The organism is Terriglobus albidus, from assembly GCF_008000815.1.
Classification (GTDB): Bacteria; Acidobacteriota; Terriglobia; order Terriglobales; family Acidobacteriaceae; genus Terriglobus; species Terriglobus albidus_A.
In genome coordinates this window covers 1210236-1232141 of the sequence record NZ_CP042806.1, presented here as the reverse complement: position 1 = coordinate 1232141, position 21906 = coordinate 1210236, and the positions used below count along the sequence as shown (strand labels likewise).

General features: G+C 59.4%; 19 protein-coding genes and 1 tRNA gene. 11 read left to right on the top strand and 9 right to left on the bottom strand.

Annotated features, from left to right (window positions below; genetic code table 11):
- Nucleotides 1–3216 (top strand): efflux RND transporter permease subunit, encoded by a 3216-nt coding sequence (locus tag FTW19_RS05025; protein ID WP_147646619.1) that lies wholly within the window; start codon nt 1–3, stop codon nt 3214–3216.
- Nucleotides 3213–4628, top strand: coding sequence for an efflux transporter outer membrane subunit (locus FTW19_RS05020; protein ID WP_147646618.1), 1416 nt, complete (start codon nt 3213–3215; stop codon nt 4626–4628). The genes FTW19_RS05025 and FTW19_RS05020 overlap by 4 nt, the downstream gene beginning before the upstream one ends.
- A gap of 66 nt (nt 4629–4694) precedes the next feature.
- On the opposite strand, the gene FTW19_RS05015 is transcribed toward FTW19_RS05020, so the two are convergent.
- The 3 genes from FTW19_RS05015 to FTW19_RS05005 form a co-directional block, all read right to left on the bottom strand.
- Nucleotides 4695–5126 (bottom strand): RidA family protein, encoded by a 432-nt coding sequence (locus FTW19_RS05015; RefSeq protein ID WP_246153572.1) that lies wholly within the window; start codon nt 5124–5126, stop codon nt 4695–4697.
- Nucleotides 5127–5501: 375 nt separating this feature from the next.
- A complete protein-coding gene (locus FTW19_RS05010) occupies nt 5502–6593 on the bottom strand; it encodes a 3-deoxy-7-phosphoheptulonate synthase (protein ID WP_147646617.1) in 1092 nt (363 codons plus the stop codon).
- Between the two features lie 77 nt (nt 6594–6670).
- Nucleotides 6671–6760 (bottom strand) — tRNA-Ser (locus tag FTW19_RS05005).
- 113 nt (nt 6761–6873) lie between these two features.
- Here FTW19_RS05005 and FTW19_RS05000 point away from each other — a divergent pair.
- Entirely contained in the window at nt 6874–8166 is a 1293-nt protein-coding gene (locus FTW19_RS05000; protein WP_147646616.1) for an ABC transporter permease, read from the top strand.
- Nucleotides 8167–8238: 72 nt separating this feature from the next.
- Here the strand turns inward: FTW19_RS05000 and FTW19_RS04995 are convergent, their stop codons facing one another.
- Nucleotides 8239–8487 carry a hypothetical protein gene (locus FTW19_RS04995; RefSeq protein WP_147646615.1) on the bottom strand — a complete coding sequence of 83 codons (249 nt, stop codon included), beginning with the start codon at nt 8485–8487 and terminating at the stop codon, nt 8239–8241.
- Between the two features lie 170 nt (nt 8488–8657).
- On the opposite strand from FTW19_RS04995, the gene FTW19_RS04990 reads away from it, so the two are divergent.
- Genes FTW19_RS04990 through FTW19_RS04980 form a run of 3 tightly spaced genes read left to right on the top strand, consistent with a single transcriptional unit; the run spans nt 8658 to nt 11436 of the window.
- Nucleotides 8658–9572 (top strand): bifunctional 5,10-methylenetetrahydrofolate dehydrogenase/5,10-methenyltetrahydrofolate cyclohydrolase, encoded by a 915-nt coding sequence (locus FTW19_RS04990; protein ID WP_147646614.1) that lies wholly within the window; start codon nt 8658–8660, stop codon nt 9570–9572.
- A 3-nt stretch (nt 9573–9575) separates the two neighbouring features.
- Nucleotides 9576–10211 carry a dephospho-CoA kinase gene (coaE, locus tag FTW19_RS04985; protein WP_147646613.1) on the top strand — a complete coding sequence of 212 codons (636 nt, stop codon included), beginning with the start codon at nt 9576–9578 and terminating at the stop codon, nt 10209–10211.
- A 34-nt stretch (nt 10212–10245) separates the two neighbouring features.
- On the top strand, nt 10246–11436 hold the full coding sequence (locus tag FTW19_RS04980; protein WP_147646612.1) for a S1C family serine protease: 1191 nt from the start codon (nt 10246–10248) through the stop codon (nt 11434–11436).
- 185 nt (nt 11437–11621) lie between these two features.
- Here the strand turns inward: FTW19_RS04980 and FTW19_RS04975 are convergent, their stop codons facing one another.
- The gene (locus FTW19_RS04975) at nt 11622–12974 is read right to left on the bottom strand and encodes a hypothetical protein (protein WP_147646611.1); all 1353 of its coding nucleotides are present in this window, start codon (nt 12972–12974) and stop codon (nt 11622–11624) included.
- Between the two features lie 88 nt (nt 12975–13062).
- On the opposite strand from FTW19_RS04975, the gene bcp reads away from it, so the two are divergent.
- On the top strand, nt 13063–13530 hold the full coding sequence (gene bcp, locus FTW19_RS04970) for a thioredoxin-dependent thiol peroxidase (RefSeq protein WP_147646610.1): 468 nt from the start codon (nt 13063–13065) through the stop codon (nt 13528–13530).
- A 158-nt stretch (nt 13531–13688) separates the two neighbouring features.
- Here the strand turns inward: bcp and FTW19_RS04965 are convergent, their stop codons facing one another.
- Both FTW19_RS04965 and FTW19_RS04960 read right to left on the bottom strand, forming a co-directional pair.
- On the bottom strand, nt 13689–14237 hold the full coding sequence (locus FTW19_RS04965) for a hypothetical protein (RefSeq protein ID WP_147646609.1): 549 nt from the start codon (nt 14235–14237) through the stop codon (nt 13689–13691).
- Nucleotides 14238–14375: 138 nt separating this feature from the next.
- A complete protein-coding gene (locus tag FTW19_RS04960; protein ID WP_147646608.1) occupies nt 14376–15023 on the bottom strand; it encodes a deoxynucleoside kinase in 648 nt (215 codons plus the stop codon).
- A gap of 163 nt (nt 15024–15186) precedes the next feature.
- Between FTW19_RS04960 and FTW19_RS04955 the strand changes: the two genes are divergently transcribed.
- Together FTW19_RS04955 and FTW19_RS04950 are read left to right on the top strand one after the other, a co-directional pair.
- On the top strand, nt 15187–15900 hold the full coding sequence (locus FTW19_RS04955; RefSeq protein ID WP_147646607.1) for a polysaccharide deacetylase family protein: 714 nt from the start codon (nt 15187–15189) through the stop codon (nt 15898–15900).
- 77 nt (nt 15901–15977) lie between these two features.
- Nucleotides 15978–17255, top strand: a complete 1278-nt coding sequence (locus FTW19_RS04950; RefSeq protein ID WP_147646606.1) for an MFS transporter — start codon at nt 15978–15980, stop codon at nt 17253–17255.
- Between the two features lie 257 nt (nt 17256–17512).
- On the opposite strand, the gene FTW19_RS04945 is transcribed toward FTW19_RS04950, so the two are convergent.
- Entirely contained in the window at nt 17513–18565 is a 1053-nt protein-coding gene (locus FTW19_RS04945; RefSeq protein WP_147645765.1) for an IS110 family transposase, read from the bottom strand.
- Between the two features lie 358 nt (nt 18566–18923).
- Nucleotides 18924–20213: a glutamate-1-semialdehyde 2,1-aminomutase gene (hemL, locus tag FTW19_RS04940; RefSeq protein WP_147646605.1), complete on the bottom strand. Its 1290-nt coding sequence runs from the start codon at nt 20211–20213 to the stop codon at nt 18924–18926.
- 37 nt (nt 20214–20250) lie between these two features.
- Here hemL and FTW19_RS04935 point away from each other — a divergent pair, with 37 nt between their 5' ends.
- Both FTW19_RS04935 and purM read left to right on the top strand, forming a co-directional pair.
- The gene (locus FTW19_RS04935) at nt 20251–20703 is read left to right on the top strand and encodes a thiol-disulfide oxidoreductase DCC family protein (RefSeq protein WP_147646604.1); all 453 of its coding nucleotides are present in this window, start codon (nt 20251–20253) and stop codon (nt 20701–20703) included.
- Nucleotides 20704–20842: 139 nt separating this feature from the next.
- Complete coding sequence (purM, locus tag FTW19_RS04930; RefSeq protein ID WP_246153570.1) at nt 20843–21898, top strand: phosphoribosylformylglycinamidine cyclo-ligase; 1056 nt, start codon at nt 20843–20845, stop codon at nt 21896–21898.
- Nucleotides 21899–21906 lie beyond the last annotated feature (8 nt).

Sequence of the window (21906 nt, the reverse complement as noted above, 5' to 3'; positions counted from 1 at the left end):
GTGTCAAAGTTCTTCATCCGCCGGCCCATCGTGGCTATCGTAATCGCCATCATCACCGTGGTGATCGGACTGGTGTCAATGTTCACCCTGCCGACATCGCAATATCCCAACATTGTTCCGCCCGAGATCCTGGTGCAGGCCACCTATCCCGGCGCCGACGCCAAAACACTGCAACAAGCCGTTGCCACGCCGCTCGAACAGCAGATGAACGGCGTCGACAACATGATCTACATGTCCTCAGTCAACGCGAACAACGGGCAGACCTCGCTATACGTTGACTTCGACGTCAAGACAAACGCCGACACCGACCAGATTCTCTCTCAGCTCCGCGTCTCTCAGGCACAGTCGCAATTGCCCAGTGAGGTGAATACCTCGGGCGTCACCGTGCAGAAGGCGCTGACCTCACCGCTGATGCTGGTCAGCCTCAACTCTCCTACGAATAAGTACGACGCGCAGTTCCTCACCAACTACGGCATCATCAACCTGCAGGATGAGATCGCGCGCGTCAAAGGTGTCTCGCGTGTGCAGATCTTCGGCGGACAATACGCCATGCGCGTATGGGTGAAGCCGGACCAGTTGGCCAAACTCGGTGTCACCGTCCCTGAGGTCATCAACGCACTGCAGACACAGAACAGCGTGCATCCTGCCGGCCAGATCGGCGGAGAACCTGTTCCGAACGGACAGCAGTTCACCTACACCGTACGCTCGCAGGGCCGTCTCACCACGGCAGACGAGTTCGGGAACATCGTTGTCCGCGCCAATGCCGATGGGTCGATCCTTCATCTGAAGGATGTCGCCCGCATCGAGCTCGGCACTCAGATCTACAACCTGACTGCCCGCTACAACAACGCGCCCTCAGGCGTTATGGCCATCTATCAGCTTCCCGGATCGAACGCGGTCGAAGTCGCCGCCGGTGTCCGCAAGCGCATGGATGAGCTGTCGAAGAACTTCCCGCAGGGACTCACCTACGATGTCCCGCTGGATACCACGCTGGCGGTCACCGCCGGCATCCACGAGATCACCGAAACCCTGGTAGAAGCCCTGGTGCTGGTCATCATCGTGACCTTCATCTTCCTGCAGGGATGGCGAGCAACCCTCATCCCGCTGATGGCCGTACCTGTCTCGCTGATCGGTACCTTCATCATCTTTCCGCTGCTCGGCTTTTCTATCAACACACTCTCCCTCTTCGGTCTGGTGCTTGCGATCGGTCTGGTCGTCGACGACGCCATCATCGTTGTGGAAGCCGTCGAGCACCTGATGGACCAGGGCCTCTCTCCCAAGGAAGCGACCTATCGCGCCATGGAAGAGGTCTCCGGCCCGGTCGTCGCCATCGCTCTGATTCTTGCCGCCGTCTTCATCCCCACCGCAGCCATCCCCGGTATCACCGGCCGGCTGTATCAACAATTCGCTATCACCATTGCGATCTCAGTACTGATCTCGGCCTTCAACGCACTGACGCTCAGCCCCGCCCTTGCGTCTCTGCTGCTCAAGCCGAAGAAGGAAGGTGCACGTGGACCGCTGCGCCGCTTCTTCGATGGCTTCAATCGCCTATTCGGACGCACCACGGAGAAGTACGTCTCCACGTCAAGCCTGATGCTGCACAAGTCAGCCTTCACCATGGTCCTGCTGGTTGTGGTTGCGGGCGCAGCCATGCTGATCGGGGCTCGCCTGCCTGGCGGCTTCATTCCGGAAGAAGACCAGGGCTACCTCTACATGGCCCTGCAGTTGCCCGATGCTTCTTCGCTGCAACGCACGGACGCCGCAGCGCAGCAGATCACCGACTCGCTGATGAAGATCCCCGGCATCAAGGGCGTGATCGGCGTCAACGGCTTCAGCCTGCTGACGCAGACACAAAGCACCAACACCGCCTTCTTCTTCGTCTCCCTGAAGCCGTGGGAAGAGCGCAAGAGCAAGGAGGAGCAGGTTGCCGGCATTCAGGCCAACATCCAGAAGGCCATCGGCGGCCTGAGCGATGGCATCGCCTTCTCCTTCCCACCGCCGGCCATTCCTGGTATCGGTACATCGGGCGGCGTCACCATGATCCTGCAGGATCGCTCCGGCAAAGACGATCCTATGTTCCTGACGAAAAACCTCGTCGCCTTCCTCGGAGCCGCGCAGAAGCGGCCTGAGATCGCCGCGGTGATTCCGTCGTATCTGCCCGCGGTGCCTCAGCTCTATGTCGACGTCGACCGCGAGCGTGTGTTGCAGCAGCAGGTCAATCTGGGCGATGTCTACTCCACCATGCAGACCTTCATGGGCGGCTACCTGGTGAACTACTTCAATCGCTTCGGCCGCCAATGGCAGACCTACGTGGAAGCCGAAGGCGAATCGCGCACGCGGATCCAGAACATCAGCCAGTTCTACGTCCGCAGTGTGAATGGCAGCCAGGTACCGCTATCTGCCCTGGTGAAGACCAAGCAGATTACCGGACCGGAGTTCATTCTGCGCTTCAACGAATACGGAGCAGCACAGTTGAACGTAGCCGGCAAACCTGGCTACAGCTCCGCGCAGGTACGGCATGCATTGGAAGAAGCCTTCAAAGAATCGATGCCCGAAGGCATGGGTTACGACTACCAGGGCATGACCTTCCAGGAGCGTCAGGCCGAACAGGGCGTTCCGTCGTGGGCCGTCTTCTCGCTCTCGATCCTCTTCGTCTTCCTTATTCTTGCAGCGCTGTATGAGAGCTGGACGCTTCCCTTCAGCGTGCTGCTCAGCACACCGGTCGCAATTCTAGGCGCCTATCTTGCCCTGAATATGCGTTCATTCGAGAACGACATCTTCGCGACTATCGGTCTGATCATGTTGATCGGTCTCTCTGCGAAGAACGCCATCCTTATCGTCGAGTTCGCCAAGGCGAACTACGAGAAGGGACAGAGCATCGCCGAAGCCGCATTGAATGCAGCCCGGCTGCGCTTCCGCCCCATCGTGATGACAGCACTCGCCTTCGTCTTCGGTTGCGCTCCGCTCTGGATCGCGACCGGCTCGGGCGCGGCATCGCGCCGCATTCTGGGCACCGTCGTCATCGGCGGAACGCTGCTCTCGACCGTTATCGGCGTGCTGATGATTCCAACCACCTTCAGTGTCGTGGAGTATCTCTCGCTCCGCTTCATCAAGGGCCGAAAAGACACCACCATGGACAGCACACATCCGGTAGAGCCGCACGATACCGAGGGCTCCGCTGCACCTGGCCTTCCGGCCGAGGGAGAGCACGCATGAGATCCACTCGTCAGAAGGTAATCGCACCCCTGCTCGCAGGCGCCATCGCACTTACACTGCTGACTGGCTGCAACGTCGGGCCAAAGTACAAGCGCCCTGCCTATCAGGCTCCGGAAGCATTCCGCGGAGCTGATGAGTCGCAGGTCGCCACCAACACGCAGGCATCGCTGGGCGATAAGACATGGCCCGAGGTCTTCCAGGAGCCGGAGCTGCAGACCCTGATCAAAGAAGCCATGGGCAACAGCTTCGACGTCCGCATCGCCGCGCAACGCATCCTGGAGCAGCAGGCACAGGTAAAGATCACCCGCGCCGGACAGTTCCCGCAGATCACCGCGGGCGGCAACGGCATCGGCGCCGATATCCCATCGTCGATCGGCAACATCTCCAGCCCACTGGCTTTTGGCGGTCTGAACCTCGGCATTAGCTGGGTTCCGGACTTCTGGGGACTCTACCGCAAACAAACCGACGTGCAGCGTGCGAAGTTGCTGAATCAGGTCTGGGCAGAGCGTGCTGTGCGCGTCACCCTCGTGCAACAGATCACCACCTCGTATCTGCAGTTGCGAGCTCTTGACCACGAGCTCGAGATCACGAGGCAGACCGTCAAGGCGCGCGAAGAGTCGTTAAAGCTCACCTCGACGCTGACCAATGCCGGTTCTGCTCCGCTCTCTGACCAGCGCCAGGCCGAACAGCTTCTTTACACTGCAACGGCACAGATCCCGCAGCTCGAACAACAGATTGCGCAACAGGAGAACTCGTTGAGCATTCTCCTGGGCCGCAACCCCGGTCCCGTCGCCCGCCACGCGGACAACATACTGGCTCCGCCGCCGCAGGACGTTCCCGTGGGCATGCCCTCGCAACTCCTCGAGCGCCGTCCGGACATCCAGGAGGCTGAGACACAGTTGATCGCAGCCAACGCACAGATCGGCATCGCTCGCGCGCAGTTCTTCCCAACGCTCACCATCACCGGCTCCGCCGGTGTGGGCGGCGACAGCCTGAGCAACATCTTCAGCACCGACAGCCGCACCATCTACGGCATCGGCCAACTCTCACAACCGCTCTTCATGGGTGGCAAACTGCGCGGCCAACTGCAGCTCTCGCAAGAGCAGCAGAAAGAGCTCGTCATCAGCTACCAGCAGACCATCGCCGGAGCCCTGCGCGACGTCTCCAACGCCCTCATCGCGATGAACAAGACGAAGGCTACACGCGAACAGCAGCAGAAGCTGGTAGCCTCGGCCGAAGACGCCGTCCGCCTCGCGCGCATGCGCTACCAGGGCGGCTCCACAGCCTACCTGGAAGTACTAACCAACGACACCAATCTCTACAACGCTCAACTCAATCTTGTAACCGCACAGCAGAACGAAGCACTCACGCTGGTACAGCTCTACGCCGCACTCGGCGGCGGCTGGAAGTAACCCCAATAACTTCGGCAGCCCACACGTCACGTGATGGGCTGCCGTTCGTTTTTAACTCGATTTCGTCTACTGCTTCACAGCAATCGCCGAGATCTCAATCTTGGCATCGCCGATCAGCCCGGCAACCTTTACCGTCGCGCGAGCGGGCTTGGGGTTGGGCATCAGGCGCTTATAGACCTCGTTCATCTTGGGCACATCGTTGAGGTCGGTCACATATACCGTCACACTGACCAGGTCGGTCATCTTGAAACCGGCCTTCTCGACAACGCGCTGGATGGCAGCGATCGTGCGTTCCGTCTGGAACTCAATGGTGGTGCCGGTTACCTTGCCATGATCATCCGGTCCCTGCTGCCCGGCGACATACAGCGTGTTCCCTGCGATGTAGCCATCAGAGAATGGCATCTTCGGATTGAAGTCGACCGCCTTGTTCTGGGCGTGAGCGGTGAAGGGTGCAGCCAGCAGGAGTGCCAGTGCGACGCGCATAAGGTTCTTGGTCACGGGTTCGAATGCCTCCGAAATGAGATGGAGGTATTCTTTCACTTCATTCACAGGACCAAGCTAGGCAAAGAGACCTATGCGGACGGGAAGCCTGCTCTTTCAACCAACGAAGTCCCCGTTTATAGCGCTGAAGGCGCGTCCTATATCAGCCTGGGGCAACGCCCCAGGTCTTGGCCGAAATATGAATAACCAGGGCTGAAGGCCCGCTCTATAGAGCAATGATCAAGCGGGTTCGGCTACGCTCAAATATCTCACCCATTGCTAGTCACCCCAGCGAACAAGTTCGCCGGGGACCCCGATATGCAATGGATGAGTCACCCAGTTTCACGGTCAATTGACGATACGATCTGAAGCCCAAGCCAGTGGGCTCGCAACCTACTCAGCAGCCGCTACCGCCTGAGCCGCGCCCTTCTTCACTCTGCGCTCACGCACAGCGACCGCTAGATCACGCAGCAGAACCTGCGTCTCGGCCCAGTCGATACACGCGTCCGTGATGCTCTGCCCGTAGACCTGCGCCTTGCCATTCACCAGCGGCTGCGTCCCGGCGACGAGATTGCTCTCGATCATCACACCCATGATGCGGCTGTCGCCCGCTGCAATCTGCCCGGCAACATCGCGGCAGACAGCGCCCTGCTTGCGATGATCCTTACCGCTGTTCGCATGGCTGCAGTCGATCATGATGCGCGGCTTGACCCAGGCCTTTTCCATCTGCTCCGCCGTAGAAGCAACCGAGGCCGCATCGAAGTTCGTCGTCTGCCGGCCGCCGCGCAGGATGATGTGGCAGTCCGGATTGCCCGATGTCAGCAGAATCGCCGATTGGCCCGTGTCCGAGGTTCCCAGGAACGTATGTGGATGGTTCGCCGAAAGAATCGCATCGATCGCGATCTGCACATTGCCCGAGGTGCCGTTCTTGAAGCCAACCGGGCAGGAGAGTCCGGAGGCAAGCTGGCGATGCACCTGGCTCTCCGTCGTACGCGCTCCGATCGCGCCCCAGCTGACAAGATCCGCCACGTACTGCGGCGAGATCATATCCAGGAACTCCGTGCCTGCCGGCACGCCCATCTCCGCCAGATCGAGCAGCAGGCGGCGAGCGATGCGAAGCCCGTCATTGATGCGGAATGACTCATCGAGATACGGGTCATTGATCAGACCCTTCCAGCCGACCGTGGTCCGCGGCTTCTCGAAGTAGAGCCGCATCACGATCATCAGCTCGTCCGAGAGCTCCGTAATCGCCTCGCGCAGCAGCCCGGCATACTCACGGGCGGCATCGGGGTCGTGAATCGAGCAGGGGCCGACCACCACGACAAGACGATCGTCGATGCCGTCGAGAACCTCGACGACCTGGCGACGCGCGTCAAAAACGGTAGCTGAGGCCCGCTCGGTGACGGGCATCTCTTCTTCCAGAAAGACCGGAGGCAGAACAACTCGGGTCGACTTGATCCTTAGATTGTTGGTCGTGTAAAGCAAAGCGGGCGCCGGAAAGGTGGTTTCTGAGCAGAATCCCGAAAATCCCGGGGCAACTCAGGACGCACTTAAGCTTCTTATGGCGGAGGGAGAGGGATTCGAACCCCCGTTGGACTTTCGCCCAAAGCGGTTTTCAAGACCGCCTGTTTCAACCACTCACACATCCCTCCGCTTGAGGCAGGTGCGCTGAGGGTTAGCATACCAAGCCCACCCCTCCGGGTGCGATTTTCGCCCGTTTTTCGTGCTCCTTTTTCAGGTAGAAGTGCTCTAATGAGAAGAGGATATGGCCACCGTAGCTTCATCTCCGGCGCGCCCGGCGCAACGGGCGAGGACCTTTGAGAGCACCCTGAAGTCTGCCAAGACCTCCTTGATGTTCTCGGAGACCATAAACCTCGCCATTGATAGCTTTAAGGCCAGCAAAGCCCGCTTTCTGCTCACTATGCTGGGCATGGTGATCGGGTCCGCCTCCATCATCCTGGTCGTCACCCTGGGCCTTACCGGCAAGGACTACGCCCTGAACCTGATCTCCTCGATCGGCCCCAACATGATCGAGATGCAGTTCAACGGTGGCAGCGTCGCCGGGCCTGACAATACCTCGACCCCTGATTTTATGACCAATGCCGATATGGAGGCGGTTAAGTCCGCCGTGCCCGGCATCATCGCCTCCTCGCCGATGCTGGAGTTCCATGACCGCATCAGCATGGGAAGCGGCCTCACCAAAGACGCCATGCTTCTGGGTGTCTCGCCGCAATATAAACAGGTCCGCAACCTGAAGGTGCTGAGCGGCCGCTTCTTTGACGATCAGGATGCCATCTCGCACGCCAAGGTGGCCGTCATCGTCAAGTCTCTGGCGCGCTCTCTCTTCGGCGGCTCGGAAGGCGCCATCGGCAACACACTGACCGTCAGCGGAATTCCCTTCCTGATCGTCGGCGTCTTTGAAGAAAGTGTCGAAACATTCGGTCAGTCAGAGATCAGCGATCAGACCATCCTGATCCCCTATCAAGTCGCCCGCTACTTCCAGGGCACAGACAGCGTAAAGCAGATCTTCTTCACCGTAGCCAACAGCTCCCAGGTTGAGCCGGCCGCCAAGCGCATTCTTGAGATCATCAAGTCGCGCCATCGTCCCACCAGCGTCTATACCGCCTTTACCCTGACGCAGGTGCTACACGTAATGGCTCAGATCGCCACGATGCTGACGATTGTACTCACATTAGCTGCTGCCATCACACTCATCGTGAGTGGTGTGGGCATCATGAACTCCATGCTGGCCAATGTGCAGGCGCGTATCCGGGAGATCGGTATTCGAAAAGCCCTGGGCGCCACCAGGCGCGAGATACTGATGCAGTTCCTCACCGAGAGTATCTTTCTCTCACTCTCTGGCGGCGTCGTCGGCACCGTCATCGGCCTGGCAATTCCATTCACTGTCACCTTCCTGACACCCGTCAAGGTCCCTCATTCCTGGATGTCGGCCGTGGTTGCGCTGCTGACATCGGTCATCGTTGGCGTAATCTTCGGCACGTTACCTGCGCGTCGCGCCGCGGAACTCGACCCGGTTACCACGCTGAAGTACGAATAAAAAAGATCTGTTCTCAAAACGAAGAAAAGCCCGCGAAGTCGCGGGCTTTTACTTCATAACATCAATCTTGAACTACATCACCAGAGCAACGCGCTCCAACTCGCGCTGCATGGTCTCCAACGAACAGGAAGCGGACTCAATGCGTGTGGCAGCATTCCTTGCCGCCTGATTCGATACGCCATAGCCGCGACCCATTAGGAAGTTGGAAATCAGCTCCCCTGCCTGCCAGCTATCCAGCCCTGATTGCAACAGGTCGTTCCGCAGGCCTGCGAGGTCCTGTTCAGTGAACTTCTCGATGCCCTTTTCTATCTCCTGTGCCATCTGCCTCTCCGCTCCTTTCGTGATCTTCCTACCACCTGTTTGATTAGACGCTTTTGTGGCCATCGAGTTGCAGCATTTGAAGTAACCAGTTGTAACCCTTTTGTGACATTTTCTTACGCACAACAGGCAACCCCGGTTCCCGGTACGATTGTTATGGAGACAAAAAAGACGTGGCCAAGCTGTTAGATGGAGTCGCCATTGCCGGCGAAATCAAGAACGAAGTTGCCGCTGAAGCCAAAGAACTGGCTGCACGCGGCATTACCCCCAAACTGGTCGTCGTGCTGGTCGGCCATGTTGCCGCCTCTGAGATCTACGTCCGCAGCAAGGTAAAGACCTGCGGCGAACTTGGTATCGGCAGCGAGATGATTACGCCGCCTGAGACCATCACCACCGAAGAGATGCTCACTCTGGTCGCGGAACTCAACGGACGTCCGGATGTCGACGGCATCCTGATTCAGCTTCCACTACCGAAGCAGGTCGACACCAAGCGGTTGCTTGAAGCGATCGATCCACAGAAAGACGTCGACGGATTTCATCCAGTCAACGCAGGCCGTCTGCAGACGGGCCAACCCGCGCTTGCTCCCTGCACCCCCGCAGGCATCATCGAGATTCTTCAACGCAGCAAGATCGCAATCGCTGGAGCCAATGCAGTCGTCGTGGGACGCAGCGATATCGTCGGCAAGCCCGCGGCCATGATGCTGCTGAACGCAAGCGCAACAGTCAGCGTCTGCCACTCGAAGACTGCCAACCTGGTGAATTACACCCGCCACGCTGACATTCTGGTTGCCGCTATCGGTCGCCCCGGTTTCATCACGGAAGAGATGGTCAAGCCCGGCGCCACCGTCATCGATGTAGGCATCAATCGCGTGAACGATCTCAGCGAGATGGAAAAGTTCTTCCCCAATGACACAGCTCGTGCTGAAGGCTTTGCCAGGCGCGGATATACCGTCGTCGGGGACGTCGATCCTCGCGCCTTTGCCGTGAGCGGAGCCTACACTCCGGTTCCCGGAGGCGTAGGAGCGCTGACCATCGCCATGCTGATGAAGAACACCGTCCGCGCAGCCCGGCAGCGCCGGGGCGTGTAGCCGATGCTGCGTGTCGGACTTACAGGCGGCCTCGGTAGTGGCAAATCCACCGTGGCCGCCATGCTTGTCGAACTCGGGGCACACGTCACCCAGGCCGATGAGGTCGGCCGCCGGCTGATGCAGCCTGGTCAGAACGTCTTCGATCGCATTGTGGCGCACTTCGGCGCAGAGGTGCTCGCGGCCGACGGCACGCTGGACCGCACTCGGCTGGCAAAGATCGCCTTTGCCGACGGCCGCGTCGAGGAGCTGAACGCCATCGTCCATCCCGCAACCATCGAAGCCCAGGCCGCATGGATGGCAGAGATCGGCGAGCGAGAACCTGAAGCCGTCTGCGTCGTCGAAACCGCATTGCTCTTCGAGACGAAACACGGCAACCTGCGCGATCGCTTCGACAGGATTGTGCTGGTCTATGCGCCGGAACAGCTCCGCATCGAACGCTTTCTGGCACGGCAGCCGGGAGCGACGGTGGACGATGCGCGCCGCCGCATGGAAGCGCAGATGTCAGACTTTGAAAAGATGCAGCGCTCTCACTTCCTGATCCGCAACGACGGAACTCTGGAGGATCTGCGCCGCCAGGTCGTCCAGGTGTGGGAAGCGCTCAAAGCAGCCTCAGGGAGCCTAGAATCGTCTAGAGCCTGAACTTCACAGGCGAAGGAAACGTAAAGGAAGTTATATGAAGATGCGTCGCGTACTGCTCGTGCTCCTTTTGGTGGGCGGCTTCTACCTGCTGACCAACTACATGGTGCCGTCGGGAGCCATCGGTAACTGGGTCAAGAGCGCCTTCCCGTCGCTACCGGTAAATGGAACAACTGCGGTCAACGGCCCTCTGGGCAACTTCCATATGACCGTCGCCAATGCCGCGCCGGAGTTCGATAGCGAAGAGCAGAACAATATCAACGTCTATAAGCGGACTCTGCCCAGCGTGGTGAACGTTACTTCCACCACCGTGGCCTTCGACTTCTTCTACGGCCCCGTTCCCCAGCAGGGCATGGGTACCGGCTTCATTATCGACAAAGAGGGACACATCCTGACGAATAACCACGTCATTCAGGATGGCCAGCGCATCGAAGTCACGCTGAACGATAAGCACAAGTACACCGCCAAGGTTGTGCAGGTAGACAAAAGCCATGACCTGGCCCTGCTGCAGATCAATGCGCCAAACCTTACGCCAGTCACCCTGGCCGACTCCAAGAACATTGTCGTTGGACAGAAGGTCTACGCTATCGGCAATCCTTTCGGTCTGAACGGAACCATGACCCGCGGCATCATCTCCGCCCTTCGTTCCGTCCGCGGACCGACGGGAGCGGCCATCGACAATGCCATCCAGACCGATGCCGCGATCAACCCCGGTAACTCCGGCGGACCGCTGCTGAACTCGCGTGGCGAGGTCATCGGCATCAACACGATGATCGCCTCCAACGGCAGCGACCAGAGCGCCGGCATCGGCTTCGCTATTCCCATCAACACCGCTCGCGCCTTCGTTGATGACCTGGCTCGCTATGGCCACGTTCGTAGGCCTGCTCTCGATGTCGTCACGCTGCCGATCGGCCCGGACATCGCCGATCAGCTTGGCCTCGCGGCTGACTATGGCGTCCTTGTAGAACGAGTACTCCCCGGCGGTGCGGCAGAACGGGCCGGTCTGAAGGGCGGCTCACAACGCGCCTACATGGGCAACACACCGGTGATGATCGGCGGAGACCTTATCGTCTCCATCGACGGACAGGACATCACCACCCAGCAGGACGTCTCTGACGTGATGAACTCCCACAAGGCAGGCGACACGGTGACTGTCACAATCTTCCGCGCTCGCAAGAAAATCGAGTTGCGCGTTACTCTGAGCGAAGCCAGCGAACGCCAGACATAAAGAAGCGCTGAAGGCGCGCTCGATACCAGCCTGGGGCAACGCCCGGTATCGGCGCAACAGGGGGAGAGAAGGGCTGAAAGCCCGCTCTATAGGACCACGTTGGCGGCGATCACCCGAGACATCTTCAGCCCCCAAACAAAAAACGCTCCGCATCTCTGCGGAGCGTTTCACATTAACCCGCAACCCTACTGTGTAGCCCCAGTCTCAAAGAACTTCGTCGCCTGCCCGCCGATCACGCGATACATCGCAAATGATCGCGCCTGTTCTCCGCGCAGTTCCATCACCAGACTGGCACGATTGGATGCCTCCGCGTCCACAACACCCACCAGATGCATCCGCGGCGTTGTATCCATGTGGATGGCATCGGTCACTGTCTTCACCGCCACCTGCGGCTCGCCGAAGCTGTCATTCTGCGCAACCACCGTGACATATTTCACCGGCGCCCCTCCCTCACCACTTGTATGGGCCTCCAGCACAAAAACCGGGGCGCTGTTGTAGCTGAGCTCGAAAGCGGAAAACTTCTCATCAGCCAGCTTCACCGCCGGAGTCTCCGTCACCGGAGCAGCCTTCAGCTTGCTGCGTGCTCCCGTGGAACGGCTCACACCACCAGTCTTGATCGGCGCGGGTGTAGCAGTCGGCGATGGAGCGACCAGCGACATCGCCACCTTCTCCAGCTTGGCCTGAATCTCCGTCTTCTCCGAAGGATCGCGGAAACGATAGGTGAAGTCGTGGATCTCGCGCGAAGCGGCATCGCTGACGGCAACGATCTGATGCAGGTTGGCCGGCATGCCGCTCAGTTGCGGAGCCTCCGCCAGCTTCGCCGGCTTACCGCGCATGATCTTCGGGCGATCAGGGTCGTCATTCAGATCCCCCAGCGTCTGCACGTTGGCGGTATCGTTCTTGATGGCGTCGCGCTTCTCCTTCTCCGTGCGCTTCTTCAGCGTGGGGCGATCGGCGTCATCCGATGGATCGTCCCCGACGCCGGTGACGCCGCTCTGATCTTTGTCTTTGCCGTTCTTGCTGTCCTTTGAATCCTTCGAGTTCGACTTGTCCTTCTTATCTTTATCTTTGCGGCCAAGCTTGGGACGGCTGTCATCCTTGTCGGTGGACTCCAGGACGACCTTTTGCGGAGGCTTGGGCTTATCCACCGGCAAAGGTTGCCACTTGCCATACCCCATCCATCCCTGGTCGTACACGCTGCTGACGGCAGCGTCCGGCTTCAGGTTGCGGGCAAAGTCCAGGTCGAGCAATCCCTTGGGCTCACCGGAGTCCTGCAGCTCATACACAACGTCCGTGCTCAGCGCCAGGGGGACAGGCCGCGCCAGGTAGAGACCGGCATCCTGGTAATCTCCGTCGACGAAGAGCGAGACAGGGACCAGCCGGCTCGCCAGCGGTTTCTTGATATCGTCGCCGGTCCACTCGTATACGCCGATCGCACGGGTGACATTGTCTTTCTTGGCAACACGATGCATCTGGGCCGGCGCTGCGGCCACCATCGCCGCAACGGCGGCGAATCCGATTCCTCTGGAAACTCTCATCACACTCATAAGACGGCCAATCTCGCGGTTCCGCTACCTTGCAGCCCTGCCTTGCGGCTCAACCCGCAGGCGCTGTACCTTTGCATCCATGCCACCACAAGCAGGCGACATTATCGAAGACTTTACTCTCAACGATCAGGACGGCAACCCGGTCACCCTCTCCAGCTTTGACCCCAAACCTGTCGTTTTGTTCTTTTACCCCAAAGCAGATACCCCTGGCTGCACCATCGAGGCCTGCGGCTTCCGGGACGCCATCGACAAGCTGAAAAAGGCGGGCGTTGTCGTTCTCGGCATCTCCCGCGACACCGTAAAGGCGCAGAAGAAATTCGCGGAAAAATACGACCTGAACTACCCCCTCCTGGCCGACCACGACCAGAAGATCTGCAACTACTTCGACGTCATCAAGCAGAAGACGATGTACGGCAAACCGGTCACTGGAATCGAGCGCACCACCTACCTGATCGGCCCCGGCCGCAAGCTGCTGCACATCTTCCCCAAAGTAAAGCCGGAAGGCCACGCCGAAGAGGTCCTGGCCTACGTAAAAGCCGATAAGTAGGAATGACTGAGCGTCGGCGAAGGACCTGCTTTTAGAGCTCCACAAATCCGAATATCCCATATCTCGGCTCTGCCGAGATATGGGATATTCGGGTCCCGGACGAACTTCGTTGGGTGATAAGGCGATGGGTGGGATATCTCGCGTAGCGAGATCCAAATCTATTCCACGGACAACAGACCTGCACCCACCGCACCGGCCGCCTCCAACCTTTTCTCCTGCCCCAGCCGACGCTCCCGATTCGCCAACCCCAGCGGAACAACATGGAACGTCAGCACGGACTTCGCCTCCACCACAGCCTCAGTCCCCTTGGCCGGCGCACTATCCCCCAGCTCTCGCGTGCCTTCCTTGCCCAGGATCACGATGACGTCGCTCAGCACTTCCTCTTGCCCAACCGCCTCTACCTGCAGCGAAAGCTCTCCGGCACTGTTGATCTCGCCCGCCTTGGCGACGGCAACCACAGTAACCGTCACCGGAGCTCCCACAGCGAAAGCACGACCCTCGAGGGTAACGGCCTCGGTAAGCTGACCGCGCAAGGTCTGGCCGTTCCGGGCATCCGCGGAACTGACACGCTCCTGCATCTGAACCTTCAGCAGCGTTCCAGAACTTTCATTCGCGCCTGGGGTGTCGGCTGTCGATGATTGCTGTGCCGCACCCGAGCCGAGGAGCAGAAGCATCCCCATCAGAAAGATCAAAACCCGATCGAACATGTCTTTGAACAAACTCCTGGCGGGAACAAACTCCTGACGGGAACAAGCTCCTGATGGGAACAAACTCCTGAAGGAGTGCTGAGTCCTACTCTCTTGGAACCACCGTGCCCGGGTGGAAGTTGCCCAACAGAAGCACCCCTACCCCACCATCAGGAAATGCTGCGTCCCTTTTACCGGAGCATCCAGTCGCCGAAAAAGAGCCTGCAGATCCCGATTATTGTGCACGAAATCGATCTGCGAGGTATCGATCACCAGCAGGTCGCTGGCCGTGTAGCGGGAGAAGAAATGTTCATACGCCTCGATCACCGTCTCCAAATACTCTTCGCTGACAGCACGTTCCCCGGGCACGCCCTTTCGTTTCAGGCGCGTACGCAGCACGTCGGGAGTCGCTTTCAGGTAGATCACCAGGTCAGGTGTCGACAGATCATTGCGCATGGGCTCATAGAGGCGGTTATAAAGCTTCAGTTCATCGTCCCCCAGGTTCAGGCAGGCGAAGAGCTTGTCCTTCTCAAACATGTAGTCGGAAACAACGCTCTGGCGCACAACATCACCGCCGGCCATCCGTTCCGCAACCTGTAACTGGGCGTATCGAGCCTCAAGAAACCACATCTGGGTGGCGAAGGCCATGCCCGGTTCCTGCCGGTAAAAGCGGTCGAGAAAGGGATTATCTTCGGGCTCCGTAACGCGATACGCCTCCATCTTCTCGGCCAGCATGCCTGCCAGGGTCGATTTCCCCACGCGGATAGGACCTTCAATGGCGATGTAACTGGGTAGATCGAACAGCATGACGAAATCCTCCGAAAAGGCGAATAAAAAGCAAAATATCACCCACTTCATGACTCGCCAAGTAGCGAACAGAGCACGTGGCAAAGACTTGCCATTCCGATATACCGATATCTCGCGCAATGACTTTCTAACAAGCACCGTGCAGAAGGCATTATTAAGAGGCATGCTTTCCTCTGTACTTGCCGGAGCGGCCGTGGCCGCCGGCGTCGGTGTTTCCGTTTACGCAGCTTATCGACCGGAATCCCAGATCTACGGCGCCACTCTCATTGCCGGGTCTGACCCAGGACAGGTCGCACTCACCTATGATGATGGCCCCAATCCTGATGCAACACCGCGGCTGCTCGACATCCTGGCGCAGCACCAGGTCCATGCGACTTTCTTCATGGTGGGCAACTTTGTGAAAGCGGAAGCGGTGCTGGCGCGGCGGGTCGCCGCTGCAGGCCACCTGATCGGCAATCACACTCTGACCCATCCCAACCTCGCTATCACCTCATCGCGAGAGACACGGCGTCAGCTTACCCAGACCAACGACATCCTGGAACAGACCCTCGGACAGAAGATCCGCTTCTTCCGTCCTCCCTTCGGAGCCCGCCGCCCCGCCACCCTACGCATTGCACGCGAGCTCGGCTTGATCCCCGTGCAGTGGAATGTCGCCGCGCAGGATTGGAACCCAGCATCGCCGCAGCAGCTTCTGGAGCGGCTGGAGCGCGGTATCGCGAAAAATCGCCAGAAGGGCCAGGCCTCCAATCTTCTGCTGCATGACGGCAGTCATCTGGGGCTGGGAGCAAAGCGGATGCCGACCGTAGAAGCTACAGCTCTGCTTCTGGAAAGAAATATCAGGAACCTTACATTTGTCACTCCCGAAATCTGGGCTTAAGCTCCTACAATTTCCTCACCGCACCCACGTCCTAGCGTTTTAGAGGCGCGTTTTAGCGTTTCGGAGGAAAGACCCGTATGAGCACGCAAACCCAAACGCAAACCCAGGCGCCTCCGCACGTTCACCAGGAACCGATGTCGATGCGTGAGGTGTTGAAGATCACCACCATGCGCCGGCTCTGGTACGCACAGGTGGTCTCGAACTTCGGCGACTTCCTGGCGCTGTTCGCCGTCATCAGCGTGCTGACCTTCAACCTGCATGCCACGGCACAACAAGTGACGGGTGTGCAGATCGCCTATCAGTTGCCGATTGCCCTTCTGGGTATCGTGGCCGGTGTCTTCGTCGACCGCTGGTCGTTGAAGGGAACGCTGATCGCCAGCGACCTTTCACGCGCGGTTCTATGTCTGTTGCTGATCTGGGCTGGGGCGACGATGCAGTTTTACCTGATTCTCGCGGCCATCTCTATCGTCTCCAGCTTCTTCAATCCGGCACAGGGAGTCACCCTCCGCTCGGCGGTGCCGATGCACGGCCTGCGCTCCGCCAATGCTCTGATGCAGCAGGTCATGTTCGTCATGCGCATCGTCGGTCCGGCGGCTGCAGGCGTATTGGTAACAGCTTTGGGAGCGAAGGCCTGCTACATCGTGGACGCGATCAGCTTCGTGGCCTCCGCCAGTTTTATCGCCAGCATCACCATCACGCGTCCGCCGGTAGCCGCGGAACACCAGACCACCAAGACCGGTGTAGCGCGCGTGCTGCATGACATGCAGCAGGGCATCCAGTTCATACTGCATCATGCGGCGCTGCTGTTCGTGATCCTCGCGTTGGCCTCTGGCATGTTCGTGCTGGGATGCTTCGGTCCGCTCATCGCTGTCTACGTGCGCGATGTGCTGCATGCCACCACACCACGCTCTTTCGGCGCAGCCTCAGCCTCCATCGGAGCCGGCATTCTGCTGGGCATGAACCTGCTGAATACCTTCGGCAAGAAGATGAAGAATACGGTGCTGGTCTACGCCGGCCTGAGTGGAATTGCTATCGGCCTGGTGATCCTTGCCGGTATTCCCTATCTGGCCACATGCATCCTCGGCAACCTGGTGATCGGCCTCTCAGTCGCGGGCATCATCATCCCGGCACAAACAATGATTCAGCAGGAGACGCCGCATCACCTGATGGGCCGCGTCGGCTCCACGCTGATGTCGATGATCTTCACCGCACAGATCCTGGGCTTGATCCTGTCAGGCGTACTGGCACAACACACCGGCACCCGCCAGGTCTTCACTCTCTGCGCCGTACTTCTGCTGATCCTGATGGCAGTCGGCAAACTCTTCATGGAGCCAAAGACACCCGCAACCGCCTAGAGAGCCTACACCTGGGTGCCCCTCGATAAGGAAGAAGACTGTGTCAAGGGGTAAAAAGAGCGTACGTCATTATTCGATGCGGGAGCACCGTTTGAGAGTCCAGAGGCAAGGGGTTAGAGGACCGGTGTCTTCTGGGGTAACTCAACGCTGCATCACATCTCTGTGGGGCCTAGCCCCACCAACCATCGATTCGACCATATACAACAGGCCATGATGCTTCTATGCGGACATCCAGCCTGTGCTGGATGCGAAAGCGCTCACTCAACGTCACGACCATGGATGGCCAGGGGCACCCCCGAGCTGCTCTCGATATGGGCGATCTCTGGATAGCGTTTGTTCAGCCTGAGCATCCAGTAGAGCCGCACTGCTAACCTCCTTGCTGCCGCCACCTTGGCCACTGCTTTCGGCTTGTGGTGGCAGCGAGCCTGATACTGCTTTCGAAATCCTTCATCCAGCCGGCAGGCCGTCTGAGCTGCTTCGACCAGCAACTGGCGCATGAACCGGTTGCCCTGCTTGCTGATGGCTCCCAGTTTGCGCTTGCCGCCCGAGGTGTATTCGCTGGGGATCAGGCCCAGATAGCTGGCGACCTTCCCGCTGTACTCGAACCGGCTCACATCGCCGATCGTCAGTACGAAGGCCATCGCCGTGATCGGACCGACTCCCGGCTGGCTCATCAACAGCTCCGCCTTCGCATCCTCCCTGGCCGCCTGCACGACTGCCTCATCCAGCTCCTTGATCTGCTGATCCAGACCCTTCATCAGCTCCAGCAGATCCTCCCGTCGCCGGGCACTCCAGCCCTCCAGAGGAAGCTTTTCCAACTCAGCCCTCCCCCGAACGCTCCACAGCCGCGACTGCTTCTGTACGCCACGGTTCATCGCCAGGTGCTGCAGCCCGTTCTTCACCCGGGTCCGGATCTCCACCAGCTTGTGTCGGTGGATCAGCAGCTGACGAAGATCCCGCTGCTTGGCTGAAGGCGTCCACAACCGCGGAAACCGGTCCTCCACCAGCAGCTTCAGGATATGGTCCGCATCCCGGCGGTCCGTCTTCTGCTTCCGTACATAGCTGGCTCGGATCTTCGCCGCATCTCCGACCCACACCGTGTGACCCAGACTGCCTAGCAGATCAATAAACCACTGCGCGTTGCCGCACGACTCGATCCCTACAAGCGCTCCTGGAGACAACGACCGGTAGAACCGCTCCGCCTCCCCGTCCCCGTTGACCAGCTTCGCTTCCCGGTACTCGCCAGTCTCCTGATCTAAAAATGAAACCTGCTGCCACTGCGGATGGAAATCACAACCTACAATCTGCATAAGAAGGCTTCTCCTGATCTTCCCGATAGGTCAGTCCTCTAACCCTTACCTATCTCGATCTTCGCTGAAGCCTTCTTCCTTATCCCATCAAGGTCCCTCGGGGACCTGGGTATTCGCGCTACGCGCGAACCCGTCTTTCTCTCTTGATCATTCCGTAGCAAACGGTAGGGATACGCTCGTTGCCCCATTCTTTGTCGAAGACAAAGGGTGGGGTGTCGCGCTCCGCGCGATTGTTTTTCAAAACTTCGCTTGAGTATCGGTTGTCCGCAAAGATAGATAAAAGCGGTCTCGCTTCGCTCGATACCCCACCCTTCGCGATGAAACCGCGAAGAATGGGGCAACGAGTTCTTACCTACCCTTAAACAAACGCCTTCCGCGCCGCCGCAATCGTCTTCTCCACCTCATCCTTACCATGCGCCAGCCCAATAAACGCAGCCTCAAACTGCGAAGGCGGCAGCCACACACCTTCCTCCATCATGGCGCGATGGAACCTGCCAAACGCGGCCGTATCGCTCTTCGCCGCATCCTCAAAGTTCTCCACCGCATCCGGAGTGAAGAACCAGGTCCACATGCTTCCTAAACGATTCGTCGTCAACCGGACACCGGTATCCGCAGCCACCTGCGCCACACCTTCGGCCACCTGTCGTGTCGTCTCGTCGATCTGCGGATAGATCGTTCCCGCCTCACGGATCAGACGGCCCACCGTAGCAGATCCCGCCGCCATCGCCAGCGGATTGCCGCTCAGCGTTCCCGCCTGATAGACAGGGCCAAGCGGGGCAAGCATGTTCATCACATCCTCCCGTCCGCCGAAGACACCGACCGGCAGACCGCCACCGACGATCTTGCCCATCGTGGTGAGATCCGGCTTGATACCGAAGCGCTGCTGCGCTCCGCCGAGCGCCAGGCGGAAGCCAGTCATCACCTCATCAAAGATCAGCAGCGCGCCCTCTGCCTCGGTGAGCGACCGCAGTGCTTCCAGATATCCGGCCTTTGGAATCAGCGTGCCTGCATTACCCACAACCGGCTCCAGGATGATGGCCGCGATATCTCCCTTATGTTTGGCAAATGCCGCCTCAACAGCAGCGATGTCGTTGTACGGCAAAGCCAGCGTGAAGTGTGCGACCTCATCCGGAACGCCGGCGCTTCCAGGAATGCCGAAAGTCGCAACGCCGGAACCCGCCTTCACCAGCAGACCATCGGCGTGACCGTGGTAGCAGCCCTCGAACTTGATGACGTAGCGGCGCCGTGTGAAGCCCCGGGCGACGCGAATGGCGGACATCGTCGCTTCTGTCCCGGAGCTGACAAAGCGCATCCGCTCCATCGACGGAACCGCCGTGCGAATAAGTTCACCCAGTTCGGCCTCACCGGCATGCGAGGCGCCAAAGCTGGCGCTGCGGCCGGCGGCGTAACGAATGGCATCCACAACCTCGGGCACGGCATGTCCCAGAACCATCGGTCCCCAGGAGCCGAAATAGTCGATGTAGCGATTGCCATCGGCGTCATACAGATAGGCGCCCTGGGCGCGTTCCAGGAAGGGAGCATCGCCACCCACGGAACGGAAGGCGCGCACCGGGGAGTTCACACCCCCGGGAAAGAGACCTTCGGCGCGACGCTGCAGCGAACGGGACATTTCCAGCACTCGTGTCATCCAATTCAGTATAGAAAGACGGAAGGAGGCCCGGACGATGACTGCACAAGAACAGCAACGGCTCGCAGGCAGGGACATCCTGCTCTACGACGGCGTCTGCGCCCTCTGTAACGGCGTCGTGCGTTTTGCCGCGCAACGCGACCCCACAGGCCGTCTCCTGTTTCTACCGCTCGGCTCCCGCCTGGGAGGAGAATTGCTCCAGCGGTATGGCCTCACTGCCGCGACCCTCAACTCCGTCGTCGTGCTGGAACATGCCCTCACCCCGCAAGAGCGGATCTCCCTGCGCACCAGGGCGGTTGCACAAGTCATGGTGCGGCTGACGCGACCCTGGAGGGTACTGGGTCGGATTCTGATGGCGATTCCGTCCTGGCTGGGCGATCCTGTCTACCGGCTGGTCGCCCGAATTCGTTACCATCTCGCAGGGCGATACGAAATCTGCCCGCTTCCGGAGCCGCGGCTCCGCGAACGTTTCATCGGGCTGGACAGTTGAGACCGCACAATCACGAGACTGTTGCAAAACAGGACAGCACCGGCCGGAACAGGAATGGCCGAGCAGCCGCCGTTCCCCCATCAATCCTGATAAACTCTAGACTTCCTGCTGTTTTATTTTCCCTTTGGAAGGCGCATCTTTGGCTCCAATTCCCGTGAAGTCCTCAGGCCCCATCTCATACGCCGATGCCGGTGTGGATATCTCCGCAGCAGACCGCTCCAAAGACAAAATCAAACTGTTAGCGCGCCGGACCTTCAACAAGAACGTCCTGTCAGAGATTGGTTCGTTTGGTGGCCTGTTTGGCCTGGACCTGAGCAAGTTTCCGGATCCGGTGCTGGTCTCCTCCGCCGACGGCGTTGGCACCAAGCTGAAGGTCGCCTTCGAGCTCGGAATTCACCACACCGTAGGTGGCGACCTCGTCAACCACTGCGTAAACGATATCGCTGTACAGGGCGCGACACCGCTGTTCTTCCTGGACTACCTGGCGATGGGCAAGCTGGAAGGCAATGTCGTTGAGAAGATCGTCACCGGTCTCTCCGACGCCTGCAAGGCCAACGGATGTGCCCTGATCGGCGGCGAGACCGCGCAGATGCCGGGCTTCTATCAGCCGGGCGATTACGATCTTGCCGGTTTTATCGTCGGCGCCGTCAGCAAAGACCGCATCATCACCGGGGAGAAGACGCAGGTAGGCGACGTACTCTTCGGCCTGCCCTCGACCGGTCTGCACACCAACGGCTACTCACTGGCCCGCAAGCTGCTGTTCGAAGTCGCGGGATACACCGCTGACCAGTACGTCGGCGCCATCAAGGAAAAGACCGGAGCTGCCCTGATGAAGACACACCGCAGCTACCTCGGCATTATCAGAAAGCTGCACGCCGGCGACTGCGTTGCCGGCATGGCACACATCACCGGCGGTGGCATTAGCGAAAACCTTCCGCGTGTATTGCCCAAGGGAATGGGAGCGCACATCGACCTCACCTCATGGCAGGTACCCCCGCTGTTTACGCATCTGCAGGAACTGGGTCAGGTCGAACAGGATGAGATGTTCCGCACTTTCAACATGGGTATCGGCCTGATCTGCGTGGTTCCCGCCGACAAGGTCAAGAAGGCCAAGGCCATTCTGAACCGCGCCAATGAGCGCTTCCATGTGATCGGCCGCGTCGTTCGCGGTGACCGCAAGGTTAGCTACGCGTAAGAGCCGTA

What these genes read in the sequence shown, in the direction of transcription:
- FTW19_RS05020 (WP_147646618.1), top strand. Translation starts at nt 3,213, where the DNA reads ATGAGATCCACTCGTCAGAAGGTAATCGCACCCCTGCTCGCAGGCGCC.
- FTW19_RS04965 (WP_147646609.1), bottom strand. Translation starts at nt 14,237, where the DNA reads ATGTTCGATCGGGTTTTGATCTTTCTGATGGGGATGCTTCTGCTCCTC.
- FTW19_RS04955 (WP_147646607.1), top strand. Translation starts at nt 15,187, where the DNA reads ATGCTTTCCTCTGTACTTGCCGGAGCGGCCGTGGCCGCCGGCGTCGGT.
- bcp (WP_147646610.1), top strand. Translation starts at nt 13,063, where the DNA reads ATGCCACCACAAGCAGGCGACATTATCGAAGACTTTACTCTCAACGAT.
- FTW19_RS04995 (WP_147646615.1), bottom strand. Translation starts at nt 8,487, where the DNA reads ATGGCACAGGAGATAGAAAAGGGCATCGAGAAGTTCACTGAACAGGAC.
- FTW19_RS04945 (WP_147645765.1), bottom strand. Translation starts at nt 18,565, where the DNA reads ATGCAGATTGTAGGTTGTGATTTCCATCCGCAGTGGCAGCAGGTTTCA.
- FTW19_RS04975 (WP_147646611.1), bottom strand. Translation starts at nt 12,974, where the DNA reads ATGAGAGTTTCCAGAGGAATCGGATTCGCCGCCGTTGCGGCGATGGTG.
- FTW19_RS04950 (WP_147646606.1), top strand. Translation starts at nt 15,978, where the DNA reads ATGAGCACGCAAACCCAAACGCAAACCCAGGCGCCTCCGCACGTTCAC.
- FTW19_RS04980 (WP_147646612.1), top strand. Translation starts at nt 10,246, where the DNA reads ATGAAGATGCGTCGCGTACTGCTCGTGCTCCTTTTGGTGGGCGGCTTC.
- hemL (WP_147646605.1), bottom strand. Translation starts at nt 20,213, where the DNA reads ATGACACGAGTGCTGGAAATGTCCCGTTCGCTGCAGCGTCGCGCCGAA.
- FTW19_RS04935 (WP_147646604.1), top strand. Translation starts at nt 20,251, where the DNA reads ATGACTGCACAAGAACAGCAACGGCTCGCAGGCAGGGACATCCTGCTC.
- FTW19_RS05000 (WP_147646616.1), top strand. Translation starts at nt 6,874, where the DNA reads ATGGCCACCGTAGCTTCATCTCCGGCGCGCCCGGCGCAACGGGCGAGG.
- FTW19_RS04960 (WP_147646608.1), bottom strand. Translation starts at nt 15,023, where the DNA reads ATGCTGTTCGATCTACCCAGTTACATCGCCATTGAAGGTCCTATCCGC.
- coaE (WP_147646613.1), top strand. Translation starts at nt 9,576, where the DNA reads ATGCTGCGTGTCGGACTTACAGGCGGCCTCGGTAGTGGCAAATCCACC.